Raw genomic sequence first — 13,233 nt, 5'->3', positions numbered from 1 at the left:
CCCGTCAGGCCGGCAGAGTCCACACCGCGGTCTTCTTCACTTCGCGGTCTTCGAGTTCGCGGGTGGTCGGCACCTCGTACTCGGCCAGCTTTTCCAGCCCGACGCGCGGGAAGTAACTGCGGCCCGGATCGCCGATGAGCACCCGGGTCCCACGCACGTGCGCGGCGGCCAGCCAGTTCATGACCTGGTCGGCCAAAGGCTTCTCGTAGCAGATGTCGCCGGCCAGGATGACGTCGACGTCCGGCGGCGGGGCGTCCAGCAGGTTCTGGTCGGTGAAGTCGATCCGCACCTCGTTGAGCTCGGCGTTGACCGCCAGGGCCGCGCCGCAGAACGGGTCGATGTCGGTGGCCGTGGCGTGCCCGGCGCCGGCCCGCATCGCGGCGATGCCGACGATGCCGGAGCCTGAGGCGAAATCGAGCACCCGCTTGCCGGCGACCTCGTCCGGGTGGTCGAGGACATACCGCGCCAGCGCCTGGCCGCCGGCCCAGGCGAAGGCCCAGAAGGGCGGCGGCAGCCCGATTTCGGCCAGCGCCTCCTCGGTCAGACGCCAGATCGGCGTCACCTCGTCGGCCAGGTGAAGCGTCAGCTCCGGCGTGTGCGGCGGCGGCTGGATGCGGGTGTTTTCGAGGATGAAGGCGCGGCGGCCTTCCAGGGTCTGGATGATCACCCGCGCCCCCTAGCATGGGCGGGCGAAGCGCGCGCGCCGCGATTGGCGGGAACCGAACGCCCAGGTTTCGCCTTTTTCCCTCCAAGCGGGAGAAGGCCATGACGACAGATCAAGGATTGCGTTCCCCCAATCCGGTGCTGACCTCGATGTTCGAAGGGGTCTCGTGGCAGGCGATCGCGCTGCGCGGCGTCGTCGGGGTGCTGTTCGGACTGTTGGCGATCTTCGCGCCGGTGACGACGGCGCTGTCCCTGGTGCTGGTGTTCTCGATCTACCTGATGGCGGACGGCTTCCTGGCCATCGCCAGCGCCTTCCGGGCGATGCGCGAGCGCCATTCCTGGGGCCTGCTGGCGGTCGAAGGGGTGGCCAACATCCTGGCCAGCCTGATCCTCTTCTTCATGCCGGGCCTCGGCATGATCACCTTCGTCGCCATCGTCGCGGTCTGGGCGCTGTTCGCCGGCGGCGTGAAGCTGGTGACGGCGATGCGCCGCGGACCGGTGCCGGCGCGCGGATGGCTGGCCTTCTCGGCGGTGGTGTCGCTGCTGTTCGGGATCGTTCTGATCCTGGCGCCGATGGCCGGCGGGGTGGTGCTGACCTGGTGGCTCGGGATCTATGGCCTGGTGTTCGGCGTCGTGCTGCTGTTCCTCGCCTTCCAGCTCCGGTCGGCGCGGAAGAGGGCCGGCCTCTAGGCCGCCTTCGACGAGGCCAGCTTCAGCACCTTCAGATATCCGCCCGGCTCGATCAGCATGCGCTCGCCGACGCCCTTGGCGCGGAGCGCGCGGTGAACCCGGGGCAGGTTGTAGCAGGGCACATGCATGAACATGTGGTGCTCGCAGTGATAGTTCACGTAGTAGGGCGCGATCAGCAGTCGCTCGAGGAAGCTGGCCCGGGTGGTGCGCGCCTGACGCATCGGGTCGGGCTCACCCACGTCGATGCAGGCGTGTTCGGCGATGTTGCGCAGCCGGGTGACCAGCGGCAGCCAGGTCGCCTGCGGCAGCACCCACAGCACCGGCCAGATCCACCACAGCCCGAACGGCGCGCCGGCCGCCGTGACGACCAGGCCGAAGCCCAGCCAGCGGCGCTTGTCCTTGATCTCCTGGACGATGATCGGCAGCAGCGGCTGGCCGGCTTTGCGCATCTTCAGCTTGGCGACGAACCCGCCGAACCGTTGCTTGAAGAAGGTCTGGCCCGTCAGGTCGCGAATGATCTTGCGCCGCAGCGACAGCGGCGTGATCGGGAACGGCGCCGACAGCACCAGATCGGGATCCTCGCCCTGCTGTGCGAAGCGGTGGTGGGTCAGATGGTAGGGACGATAGCGGTGCAGGCCGCCCGCGGTCATCCACTCGCCGATGAAGTCGTTGACCTTGAGGTTCTTGTGCAGGGCGCCGTGCGCGGCGTCGTGCATCAGTATCGCCAGGCCGAGCTGCCGCGTGCCGATGATCATCACCGCCAGCGGCAAGGTCAGCGGCCAGATCACCACCATGGCACCGGCGGCGATGATCAGCGCCCAGGCGTGGGCGATCATCGCCGGCCCGCGCCAGTACGACCGGGCCGAGATCGGCGCCCACTCCTGGTCGGTGAAGAAGTCCTTGGGCGAAAGGCGAGCGGCCGCGGCCATCAGTGTTCTCCTCCGCCGGCGCCGTGCCGCAGCAGGGCCAGCATCTCGTCGACGGCTTCCTGGGTCGTGGCGCCGGTCGCTCCGTCGCGCAGGGTGACGCCCAGCGCCAGGGTCCAGAACCGGCGGGCGGTGACGGCGGGATCATCTCCGCCGCTCCAGCCGCGCGCCGCCCTGGTCTCGGCGTAGGCGCGGTCGCCCTGGGCGTGCAGCCGCTCGAAGGTGCGCTCGACCTGCGGGACCAGGTCCTGCCGGCGGCGGGTCAGGGACAGCGCCTCAACGAACAGCGCCAGCCCCGGCGATCCGATCACCGTCTCGACCAGCACGCGATTGTAGTCAGGCCCGGTCGAAGCGCGCGCCGCGGCCTCTTCGGCCTGGCGGGCGACATAGAGCACCTCGCGGCAGGCGGCCTCGACGAACAGCGCTTCCTTGGTGCGGAAGTAATAGGTGATCTGGCTGGGAAACGCCCCGGCCGCGGCGGCGATGTCAGCCACCGCTACGCCGGACAGCCCCTGGTCCTTGAACAGTTCCACCGCTGCATCCAGCAGGCGCGAGCGCATCCGCTTGCCCGGCTCCCGCACCGCCCGCGTCGCCTTCAGGGGTCGCACGTTCGACATGGCGTTATTTGTACGCCATACAAATAATGCGGTCAATCGGGTCGAGGGGCTGTCCTGCGCGGGGTCGACCCGGTCAGGCGTTGCGCGCCATCAGCCCGCCGTCCACCGGAATGGTTACGCCGGTGATGTAGGAGGCGGCCGGCAGGCAGAGGCTCAGGGTGATGTGCGCCACCTCGTCGGGCAGGCCGTAGCGGCCCAGCGCCGTGCGCCGCTTGGCGAATACCGCCTTCTGGTCGTCGGGGATTGCCGCCGTCATGCCGGTGGCGATGGGGCCGGGGCAGATGCAGTTGACCGTGATCCCCTCGCGGCCCAACTCCACCGCCAGCGCCCGGGTCAGGCCAGTGACCCCGGCCTTGGCCGCGGCGTAAGGGCTGTCCATCGCCGTCGCCCCCAGCGCCTCGGTCGAGGCGATATTGACGATCCGCGGGGCGGGCGAGGCGCGCAGGAACGGCAGGGCTGCGCGGATCACCCGCTGGTGGGCGCTAAGCAGGATCGCCAGCGAGCGGTCCCACACCGCCTCGTAGCCGTCGCTGTCGATCGGCGAGAAGGCCGATATGCCGGCGTTGTTGATCACGGCGTCCAGGCCACCCAGCCCCTCGGCGATCTGTGGCACGACCGTCGCGATCTCGGCGGCGTCCGAGACGTCCAGCTTCCAGGCCCGCGCGCTCAGGCCGCGTGCGGTCAATTCGTCGGCGACCGCGGCCGCTGGCGCCAGGGCGTGGTCGGTGACCGCCACGTGCGCGCCTTCTTCGGCGAACACCTCGGCCGTCGCTCGACCCATGCCGGACCCTGCGCCGGTGACCAGCACCCGCGCTCCCTTCATCGATCGGCTCAGGCGGCTCACAGGCTCAGCCCTCCGTCCACGACCAGCGTCTGGCCGACGACATAGGCGGCCAACGGGGAGGCCAGGAACAGCGCCGCCCCGGCCATGTCGGCCGGCTCGCCCATGCGTCCGACCGGGATGCGGCTCAGCGCCCCGCGCAGCCGATCGGGATGCTCGGTGGTGACCTTGGTCAGCTTCGTGTCGACCAGGCCGGGGGCCAGGCCGTTCACCCGGATGCCGTCGCCGGCCCAGGCCTGGCCGAGGGTCTTGGTCAGGCTGACCGCCCCGGCCTTGGAGGCAGCATAGGCCGGATTGCCGCGATTAGCCTGGAAGCCGGACACCGAGCTGACGATGATGATCGAGCCCTTTGCTGCGGCCAGCATGTCGTGGAACTTGGCCGCGCAGGCCATCAGGCTGTCGAGGTTGACCGCCATGACCTGGTCCCAGCCGGCGCGCTCGAACTCGCCGCGCCGGTAGACCACCGTGCCCTGGCACAGCACCAGCACGTCCAGACGCTCGAAGTCGGGAATGGTGTCGGCGATCGCGTCCCGATCGGCCACGTCGACCTGGGCATAGGCCAGTCCCATGAGGTCGGAACCTTCCACGCCGGCATAGTCCGCGGCGCTCGGGCGGGTGCCCCAGACGTGGACCTCCGCGCCACGCGCCCGGAAGCCTTGCGCGATCCCGTTGCCGATCCCGCTCGATCCGCCCACGACCAGCACGGTCCGGCCGGTGAAATCCAGTTCACCCATCGTCTCGTCCTCCCATTTTTCGACATCCTCACGCCGCAGGGAGGGGTGCGGCAATGCTAACCCAACGTCAGCATTGACGTGAACGTAAGGTCGGGGAACTGTTCGTGGTGACGGGCGCGGAACAAGCCCCGCGCTTCAGAGACAAACGGGAGGTACAGATGCTCCAGAAGCTTCGCCGTCCGGCGACGACTTTCACCATCACCCAGCTTTGCCGCGAGTTCGGAACGACCCCACGGGCGCTCCGCTACTACGAGGAGCAGGGCCTGCTGTCGCCCAGCCGCGAGGGTCAGGCGCGCATCTACACCTATCGCGACCGCGCGCGGCTGACCCTGATCCTGCGCGGCAAGCACGTCGGGCTGTCGCTTGCGGAGATCCGCGACATCCTCGACCTCTACGAACGTGACGACGACCTGACCGCCCAGAACACTCAAGCCCTTGGCAAGTTCAAGGAGCGGATCAAGGCGTTCGAGGAGCAACGCCGCGAGATCGATCAGGCGATCGACGTGCTGCACGACGCCAGCGCCCGGCTGGAAGCTGCGCTCGCCGAGCGCGCCGGCCGCGCCGCCTTCGGCTGAGGACCGATCCCGTGGCGGTCTAGAACCCCGCCACGGGGCCTTTCCAGGCCCCGGCCGCCAGGGCCAGGAACAACAGCAGCCCGGCCAGATAGTTGGACCTGAACAGCGCCAGCGCCAGCGGGCCGTCGTTGACGTCGATCCGGGCCGCCTGCCGCGACAGGTGCATGCCGAACAGCGCGGCCAGCGGCAGGAACAGCGGGCCCATGCCCCCGGCCCAGGCGGCCGCCAACGCCAGGGCGAAGCTCAGCACGTAGAAGATCAGCACGCCCTTCTGGACGTTCGCGCCCAGGCGGCGGGTCGACGACTTGATCCCGGCGAGGGCGTCGTCCTCCAGGTCCTGGATCGCGTAGATCGTGTCGTAGCCGAGCGTCCAGAAGATCCCGGAAGCGTAGAGCAGCGCCGCCGCCAGGGTCAGCCGCCCGATCTCCAGCTGGTCGGCTGGGACCAGCGCCGCGCCGCCGGCCTGCGCCGCCAGCCAGCCATAGGCGCTGACCGACCCCGTGGCCGCGGCGAAGCCGAGTAGGGCGCCCCAGTTGAAGGTCAGGCCCAGCCACGCCTGCGGCCACCAGGTGATGCGCTTCATGAACGGATAGCCCGCGACCAGCGCCAGGGAGAGCACGCCCAACCCGACCGCCAGCGGCGTCATGCTGAGCAGCAGGCCCAGCGAGATCAGGCTACAGACGACGATGAAGCCCCAGGCCTGGCGCACGCTGATCTGGCCCGACGCCACCGGCCGCATGGCCGTGCGGGCTACCTTGGCGTCGAAGTCTCGGTCGACGATGTCGTTGAACGCGCAGCCGGCCGCCCGCATCAGCGCCGCGCCGACGAAGATCTTGGCCAGTAGCAACAGGTCGGGCAGCTTGCCGTCCATCGCCGCGGCCAGCGCCGCGCCTTGCCAGCCGGGCAGCATCAGCAGCCAGATCCCCGTCGGCCGGTCGAAACGGCCCAGCTTCAGCCAGGGCTGCACCGCAGCGGGCGCGTGGCGGTCGACCCAGTTGCTGGGCGCGGCGTCGGGCAGTTGGGTGGTCATGGGTTGGCTTTACTCCGCCTGTGGCGTTGCGGCCACTCCTGCGCTGCAACTCTGCGGTGCGGGTGAAATAACGCCGGTCATTGCGATTGACAGGGCGAATCCATGCGCGCAGTTTGCGTCCCGTCGTCGTCCGGCCCCGCAACCATCTGACAGGGAGGTGATCATCGTGGCAGCACTAAATCATCGCCTGCAGATGCCGTCTGTCGCCGTGATCGCCTTCGCAGGACGGTTCCGCGACTAGGTCGCGCCCGGCCCCGCCAGCGGGCTGATCTGCACCTCCATCGCCAGTCTGAAAGCGCGCTCGTTCGCGCAGCTCTGGCGTTCCCCGATTCCACGGATTTCCCCCTCGCAACGCGCGAAATCCGTCCGTCTCGAAAGACGACGACATGCCTATCGCCGAACCCATTTCGGTTCCGACCAACGCCCCCCATCCCAATCGCTACGGGGCGATGTGCACAGAGGTGTACGACCTCGACAAACCGCCTGGCTCGCTGCCCGACGTGCCGTTCTATCTGGAACGGCTCGCGGGAACCGACGGTCCGATCCTCGAGGCCGGGGTCGGGACCGGCCGCCTGCTGATCCCGCTGCTCGAGGCTGGGCTGGAGGTGGAGGGCTTCGACCGCTCCGCCGACATGCTGGCCTCCTGCGCCCGCCATTGCGCCGCGCGCGGCCTTGCGCCCGCGCTCCGCCAGGCGCGGTTCCAGGACTTCGGCTACGAGCACGACTTCGCGGCGATTCTCGTGCCGGCCGGGACCTTCACCCTGCTGGACGACTTCGCGGAGGCGCTGGCGGTGCTGAAGCGGTTCTTCGATCACCTCCGTCCCGGCGGGCGGCTACTGATCGACCTGATGCCGCTCGGTTACCTGACCAACGAGCGACCGGACATTCGCACCTGGACGACGCCCTCGGGCGACGTTCTGCGGATCGAAGGCCGGGCCGTGGAGATCGATCTCGTACGCCAGCGTCGGGTCACCCACGACCGCTACGAGCGCTGGCGCGACGGCCGGCTGGTCGAGACCGAGCTGGAGGTGATGGCCTTCCGGCTCTGGGGCTTGAAGGAGTTTGAACTGGCGCTCGCCGCGGCGGGCTTCACGGACATCCTCGTAGGCGCCGACCACCAGCCCGGACGGCCGCCCGGCCGGTCGAGCCGCATACTCAATTTCGAGGCCCGGCGACCCGTCTAGGGGCGCGGCAGCGGCGCTGGGGTCCGTGCTCCCCCACGGGCCCCGGCGCCCACCCTCGATGTCTCAATTTACCCCCGGCGGTTGCCGGGCCGATTTGCGAAACACGTTATGACCGACATTCTCGACGACGACCTCGACCGTCCCCGAACCCTGACCAACCGCCAGGTGCTCGGCTTCATGGCCGGGCACTGGATGCGCGAGCCGAAGAAGTTCGCCCTGATCATCGGCTTTGGCCTGATCGCCACGATCTGCGACCTGTCGATCCCCTGGGCGACGCGCGGCCTGATCAACGCCGTTTCCAGCCCGGACAAGGTGACCGACGCGGCCTGGATCGCCTGGGCCTCGCTCTCGGGCCTCTACCTGGTGTTCTACATGTCCCGGACCAGCATGTTCCGGGTGATGAACGGCTTCTACGCCCGGATCATGTCGCGCATGGTTAAAGAAGGCTTCGCCCGCGTGCAGGCCTTCTCCTCGGACTGGCACGCCTCGAACTTCGCCGGCGCCACGGTGCGGCGCGTCAGCCGCGCCATGTGGGGCTATGACAGCGCCGCCGACGCCCTGATCGCCATGCTGCTCCCCACCGTCCTGGTGCTCGGCGGTCTGGCGATCTCGCTGGGCCTGCGCTGGCCGCTGGCGGGGCTGTTCGTCGCGGTCGTGATCGTCGCCTTCGCGACCTACAACATCCTGATGTCGGTGCGTTTCGTGCGCCCGGCCAACCTGCGGTCCACCGCCCTCGACTCCGAGATCGGCGCGGCCCTGGCCGACGCCATCGGCGCCAACCCGACGGTCAAGAGCTTCGGGGCCGAGGAGCGCGAGGCCGAGCGTTTCGCGCAGACGGCGGACGCCTGGCGCTGGGCGGTCAACAAGACCTGGGACCGCTTCAACGTCATCGGCCTTGGACAGAACCTGCTGCTGATCATCCTGCAGGCGGGCCTCACCGGCTTCCTGGTCCATGCCTGGGCGCAAGGTCAGGCCACCCCGGGCGACGTGGCCTTCGCGATCACCTCGTTCATCGTCATGGCCGGCTACATGCGCAACTTCAGCGAGATCACCCAGATGCTCCAGAAGGGCCTGGACGACATGCTGGATGTGGCGACCTACATGCGCACCGAGCCGCAACTGAACGACCACGCGCAGGCGCGGCCGTTCCGCGGCGACCTGGGCGAGATCATCTTCGACCGGGTCACCTTCGGCTACGCCAACCAGCCGCGGCCGCTCTACGAGGGCTTCACCCTGATCGTCGCACCGGGCGAGCGCATCGCCCTGGTCGGCCCGACCGGGGCGGGCAAGTCCACCTTCGTGAAGCTGATCCAGCGTCTGTACGACGTACAGAGCGGCCGGATCCTGATCGATGGTCAGGACATCTCCAAGGTCGGCCAGACCAGCCTGCGGCGCGCCATCGCCGTGGTGCCGCAGGACCCGGCCCTGTTCCACCGCAGCATCGCCGAGAACATCGCCTACGCGCGGCCCGATGCGACGGCGGACGAGGTGATGCTGGCCGCCAAGCGGGCCCGCGCCCACGACTTCATCGCCCGCCTGCCGAACGGCTACGACACGCCGGTCGGCGAGCGCGGGGTGAAGCTGTCGGGTGGCGAGCGCCAGCGCGTGGCGATCGCCCGCGCCTTCCTGGCCGACGCGCCGATCCTGGTCCTCGACGAGGCGACCTCATCGCTGGACGTGGAGACCGAGCGCCTGGTCCAGGCGGCGATGGAGGAACTGATGGTCGGGCGTACCACCATCGTCATCGCCCACCGGCTGTCGACCATTCGCGGCGCCGACCGGATCCTGGTCTTCGACCGCGGCCGGATCGTCGAGGAGGGCCGCCACGCCGAACTGATCGACAAGGGCGGCGCCTATGCGCGGCTGCACGCCGTGACCGAAGGAACCGAGCTGTGACCGACCACTACGAAGACGCCGAGGACCAGAAGCAGCGGACCCTGCCCAACCGCAAGGTCATCGGCTTCGTCATGCGCTACTGGCTGCGGCGCCCGGGCCTGCTGAGCGGCATGGTCCTCTTCTCGCTGCTCTCCATCGCCGCCGACATGGCCATCCCGCTGGCGGCGGGGCGGCTGGTCGACGCCGTCGCCGAGGGACCGCAGGCGGCGAATGTCGCCTGGGGCGCCTGGGCGGTGTTCGTCGCCCTGTACCTGGTGCTGTCGGTGGTGCGGAACATCGCCAACAAGTTCTGGAACCCGTTGGCCGCGCTGAACATGCGTGACCTGACCGACGAGGGCTTCGCGCGGGTACAGTCGTTCTCGGCCGACTGGCACGCCGACGCCTTCGCCGGCGCTACGGTGCGCCGGCTGTCACGGGCGATGTGGGGCTACGATCTGGTTTCCGACGCCATCGTCATGTGGATCGGCCCGGCCCTGCTGGTGCTCATCGGCCTCTCGGTGATGATGATCGTCCGCTGGCCGATGGTGGGACTCTTCTCGCTCGCCATCGTCGCGCTCTACATCGCCTCCAACGTGATCCTGACGGCCAAGTACGGCCGTCCGCTGAACCAGCGTTCGGTGGCGCTGGACTCGCGGATCGGCGGCGCGCTGGCCGACTCCGTCACCGGAAACGCCACCGTCCGCAGCTTCGGCGCCGAGGCCCGCGAAAGCGCCCGCATCGGCGAGATCACCGAGACCTGGCGCGGCGCGGTGGTGCGGACCTGGAACCGCTTCACCGATCTCTGGCTGATCCAGAACATGCTGCTGGCTGTGCTGCAGGGCGGGCTGACGGGCCTGCTGCTGCTGCTCTGGTCCCAGGGCAAGGCGACCCCCGGCGACGTCGCCTTCGGCATCACCGCCTTCCTGGTGATGAGCGGCTACCTGCGCAACATCGGCGAGAACGTCCGCATGCTGCAGAAGGGGCTCGACGACGTCGAGGACGTGGCCCGCTTCGCCGAGATGGCGCCGCAGGTGGCCGATGCGGCTGACGCAGCGCCCCTCGCCGGGCAACTGGGCGAGGTGGTCTTCGAGAACGCCACCTTCCGCTACAAGTCGGTGAACGAGCCGCTGTTCCGGAATTTTTCCCTGACCATCCGTCCGGGGGAACGCGTCGCCCTGGTTGGTCCGACCGGGTCGGGCAAGTCGAGCTTCGTCAAGCTGGTCCAACGGCTCTACGACCTCGACGAGGGCAGGATCCTGATCGACGGTCAGGACATCGCCCGCGTGCAACAGGGCTCGCTGCGCCGCGCCATCGCCGTGGTGCCGCAGGACCCGGCGCTGTTCCACCGGACCATCGCCGAGAACATCGCCTATGCCCGCCCCGAGGCCACGGCCGACGAGGTGGCGCTCGCCGCCCGCCGCGCCCGGGCGCATGAGTTCATCATGCGGCTGCCCCTCGGCTACCAGACCCTGGTGGGCGAGCGCGGGGTGAAGCTGTCGGGCGGCGAGCGCCAGCGCGTGGCGATCGCCCGCGCCTTCCTGGCCGACGCGCCGATCCTGGTCTTCGACGAGGCCACCTCGTCGCTCGACGTGGAGACCGAGCGCGACGTGCAGGCGGCGATGGAGGAGCTGATGGCCGGGCGCACAACCATCGTCATCGCCCACCGCCTCTCGACCGTGCGCAACGCCGACCGGATCCTGGTCTTCGACCAGGGCCACATCGTCGAGGAGGGCCGCCACGCCGACCTCGTGAAGATGGGCGGCGCCTATGCCCGTCTGCACGCCGTCGCCGAGGGGACAGTCTGACGGCTGACAGAAGCATCGTCGTGGGTGTTAGATGGCCCAGGGACCCATCGACCCTGGGGGGAGTCGCATGACCTATATCGAGCAGGTGGTGCAGTGGCTGCGCGACCGGCTGGCGCGGGAACCGTCGCTGGCCGACCCGCGCGAGATGAACATGGCCTTGCGGGTGCTGGCGGTCTGGCGATCGCGCGGGATCGCCAGCGCCTATGTCCGCCAGTACGGCGCCAAGATCATGCAAGGTCCGTTCGCGGGCATGGACTATGTGACCTCCGCCACCGAGGGGGCGCTGGCTCCGCGGCTGATCGGCACCTACGAGTCAGAACTGCATCCCTATCTGCAGCGCTTCGCGGAAAAGGCGCTTGATTGCGTCATCGATGTCGGCTGCGCCGAGGGCTACTACGCGGTCGGCCTGGCGCGGCTGATGCCGGGCGTCACCGTCCATGCCTTCGACATCCAGGAAGCGGCCCGCGCCGCCTGCGCCGACCTCGCCGCCAAGAACGGCGTGTCCGAACGGGTGATCATCGGCGAGCGCTTCGCACCCGACGGCTTCGAGGCGTTCAAGGATCGCCGCTGTCTGGTGCTGGTCGACATCGAAGGGGCCGAGGACGACCTGCTGCGCCCCGACCTGTCTCAGGCTCTGGCAGGCATGGATCTGATCGTCGAGACCCACGACGTCTACCGCCCCGGCGTCCTGGAGCGGCTGATCGAACGGTTCACGCCGACCCACGAGATCGTGCGGCTGGATCCGCAGCCCAAGACACTGCCGCTGCCCGACTTCCTCAAGGGCGCGGGCCACCTCGACCAGCTGCTGGCGGTCTGGGAGTTCCGGCACCAGGCCACGCCCTGGCTGGTGATGACGCCGAAGGCGGAGCGCTTGGGCTCAAGCCCCAAATAGGAGAACGAAGGTCGCGACGGCCAGGAATGGCGTCGCGATTGCGGCGGCCAGATACTGAAAGAGGCGGCGGCGTTCGCTCATCCAAACCGCCCATCCGAACACCGCGTAGAACGGGGTGTTGAATAGGGCCAACTCGAGCGACGGCTCGCACCGAGCAGCCCCCAAGACGTCAGCACCTTCCCGTGCGCCAGAGCCTGGGTCATCGAAGCGCGCTCGCCAGCGCCTCGGCCAGATCACCCTTCGGCGCGACCTCGACGCGGTCCAGGCCCAGCCAGCCGGCCATCAGCTTCAGTTCGTCGGCGAGCAGGGCCGGCGTCGCCGCATTCGCGCCCGGTTCGGCGTGGGCGGCCTGGACCATCAGCAGGCCCTTCTTGCGCTCGGCCTTCAGGTCGACCCGCGCGGTGATCGCCTCGCCTTGAAGGAACGGCAGCACGTAGTAGCCGTGCACGCGCTTGTGGGCCGGGGTGTAGATCTCCAGCCGCACCTTGGTCCCGAACAGCCGCTCGGTCCGCTCGCGGAACCAGATCAGGTTGTCGAACGGCGAGAGCAGGGCGTTGGCGCTGATCTTGCGCGGTCTCCGGGCGTCGGCGTGCAGGTAGGCTCCGTTGTCCCAGCCCTTCACCTTCACCGGGATCAGGTCGCCGGCTTCGACCAGTTCGGCGATCCGCGCCTTGGTCTCGGCCACGCCCATCCGGAAATAGTCGCGCAGGTCCCGTTCCGTGGCCACGCCCTGGGCCCGCGCCGCGATCCTCAGCAATTCGCGCTGCGCCTCCTCGCGGGGCGGCGGCTCTTCGAGGGCGGCCTTGGGCAGCACCCTCTCGGGCAGGCCATAGACTCGCTCGAAGGTCCCGCGCCGGGTGGCGGTGGTCAGGTCGCCGACCCAGAACAGGCACTCCAGCGCCCGCTTGCCGTCGCTCCAGCCCCACCAGCTGCCCGCGCCCTTGGCGCCGAGGCTGAGCTCCGAAGCCGGCATCGGCCCGCGGACGGCGATCTCGTCCAGGCATTTGTCGATGAAATCGGCGTGGCTGCGCAGGAACCGGGCGATGCCCTTCCAGGTGCCGACGCCGGCGCGGGCGTCGTCCATTCGCCAGCGCAGCAGCCGATGCGTCGCCGCCGGCAACAGCGAGGCTTCGTGCGCCCAGTACTCGACCAGCGCTGGGCGCTTGCCCCAGGCGATCTCCTCCAGCAGCGGCCGCGGATAGGCCCCGAGCCGCGAGAACATCGGCAGATAGTGAGTGCGTGAGACCACATTCACCGAGTCGATCTGGATGACACCCAGCCGCTCGATGGTTTTCAGCATCTGGCGCTTGCCCGGTTCTTCGGGCCGCCGCTCGGCGAAGCCCTGGGCGGCCAGCGCGATGCGCCGCGCCTCGCGCGCGGTGATCTGCTCCACTGCCGACC

13 protein-coding genes are annotated in these 13,233 nt (G+C 69.2%); 6 read left to right on the top strand and 7 right to left on the bottom strand.

Annotated features, from left to right (window positions below; all coding sequences use genetic code 11):
- Nucleotides 1–4: 4 nt before the first annotated feature.
- Nucleotides 5–667 carry a class I SAM-dependent methyltransferase gene (locus tag ACSQ2H_RS18315; RefSeq protein ID WP_436062812.1) on the bottom strand — a complete coding sequence of 221 codons (663 nt, stop codon included), beginning with the start codon at nucleotides 665–667 and terminating at the stop codon, nucleotides 5–7.
- Between the two features lie 98 nt (nucleotides 668–765).
- Here ACSQ2H_RS18315 and ACSQ2H_RS18310 point away from each other — a divergent pair, with 98 nt between their 5' ends.
- Nucleotides 766–1,353, top strand: coding sequence for an HdeD family acid-resistance protein (locus ACSQ2H_RS18310; protein ID WP_436062811.1), 588 nt, complete (start codon nucleotides 766–768; stop codon nucleotides 1,351–1,353).
- Here ACSQ2H_RS18310 and ACSQ2H_RS18305 read toward each other — a convergent pair.
- The 4 genes from ACSQ2H_RS18305 to ACSQ2H_RS18290 form a co-directional block, all read right to left on the bottom strand.
- Nucleotides 1,350–2,282, bottom strand: coding sequence for a fatty acid desaturase family protein (locus tag ACSQ2H_RS18305; protein ID WP_436062810.1), 933 nt, complete (start codon nucleotides 2,280–2,282; stop codon nucleotides 1,350–1,352). The genes ACSQ2H_RS18310 and ACSQ2H_RS18305 overlap by 4 nt on opposite strands.
- Entirely contained in the window at nucleotides 2,282–2,896 is a 615-nt protein-coding gene (locus ACSQ2H_RS18300) for a TetR/AcrR family transcriptional regulator C-terminal domain-containing protein (RefSeq protein WP_436062809.1), read from the bottom strand. The genes ACSQ2H_RS18305 and ACSQ2H_RS18300 overlap by 1 nt, the downstream gene beginning before the upstream one ends.
- Nucleotides 2,897–2,969: 73 nt before the next feature.
- Entirely contained in the window at nucleotides 2,970–3,740 is a 771-nt protein-coding gene (locus ACSQ2H_RS18295; protein ID WP_436062808.1) for an SDR family NAD(P)-dependent oxidoreductase, read from the bottom strand.
- Entirely contained in the window at nucleotides 3,737–4,471 is a 735-nt protein-coding gene (locus ACSQ2H_RS18290; protein ID WP_436062807.1) for an SDR family NAD(P)-dependent oxidoreductase, read from the bottom strand. The genes ACSQ2H_RS18295 and ACSQ2H_RS18290 overlap by 4 nt, the downstream gene beginning before the upstream one ends.
- A gap of 158 nt (nucleotides 4,472–4,629) precedes the next feature.
- Here ACSQ2H_RS18290 and ACSQ2H_RS18285 point away from each other — a divergent pair, with 158 nt between their 5' ends.
- Nucleotides 4,630–5,046, top strand: coding sequence for a MerR family transcriptional regulator (locus ACSQ2H_RS18285; protein WP_269628235.1), 417 nt, complete (start codon nucleotides 4,630–4,632; stop codon nucleotides 5,044–5,046).
- A 19-nt stretch (nucleotides 5,047–5,065) separates the two neighbouring features.
- Here ACSQ2H_RS18285 and ACSQ2H_RS18280 read toward each other — a convergent pair whose 3' ends face one another.
- Nucleotides 5,066–6,076, bottom strand: a complete 1,011-nt coding sequence (locus ACSQ2H_RS18280) for a UbiA family prenyltransferase (protein ID WP_436062806.1) — start codon at nucleotides 6,074–6,076, stop codon at nucleotides 5,066–5,068.
- A gap of 386 nt (nucleotides 6,077–6,462) precedes the next feature.
- On the opposite strand from ACSQ2H_RS18280, the gene ACSQ2H_RS18275 reads away from it, so the two are divergent.
- The 4 genes from ACSQ2H_RS18275 to ACSQ2H_RS18260 all read left to right on the top strand — a co-directional run bounded on the left by ACSQ2H_RS18275 (nucleotide 6,463) and on the right by ACSQ2H_RS18260 (nucleotide 11,832).
- Entirely contained in the window at nucleotides 6,463–7,260 is a 798-nt protein-coding gene (locus ACSQ2H_RS18275) for a class I SAM-dependent DNA methyltransferase (RefSeq protein WP_436062805.1), read from the top strand.
- 108 nt (nucleotides 7,261–7,368) lie between these two features.
- Nucleotides 7,369–9,156 (top strand): ABC transporter ATP-binding protein, encoded by a 1,788-nt coding sequence (locus tag ACSQ2H_RS18270; RefSeq protein WP_436062804.1) that lies wholly within the window; start codon nucleotides 7,369–7,371, stop codon nucleotides 9,154–9,156.
- Entirely contained in the window at nucleotides 9,153–10,940 is a 1,788-nt protein-coding gene (locus tag ACSQ2H_RS18265) for an ABC transporter ATP-binding protein (protein WP_436062803.1), read from the top strand. Before ACSQ2H_RS18270 ends, ACSQ2H_RS18265 begins: the two co-directional genes overlap by 4 nt.
- A gap of 67 nt (nucleotides 10,941–11,007) precedes the next feature.
- On the top strand, nucleotides 11,008–11,832 hold the full coding sequence (locus tag ACSQ2H_RS18260; RefSeq protein ID WP_436062802.1) for a hypothetical protein: 825 nt from the start codon (nucleotides 11,008–11,010) through the stop codon (nucleotides 11,830–11,832).
- Between the two features lie 199 nt (nucleotides 11,833–12,031).
- Here ACSQ2H_RS18260 and ACSQ2H_RS18255 read toward each other — a convergent pair whose 3' ends face one another.
- Entirely contained in the window at nucleotides 12,032–13,225 is a 1,194-nt protein-coding gene (locus ACSQ2H_RS18255) for a winged helix-turn-helix domain-containing protein (RefSeq protein ID WP_436062801.1), read from the bottom strand.
- Nucleotides 13,226–13,233 lie beyond the last annotated feature (8 nt).

The organism is Phenylobacterium sp. LjRoot97 (assembly GCF_964254345.1).
GTDB lineage: Bacteria > Pseudomonadota > Alphaproteobacteria > Caulobacterales > Caulobacteraceae > Phenylobacterium.
This window is presented reverse-complemented; position numbering and strand designations above follow the sequence as displayed.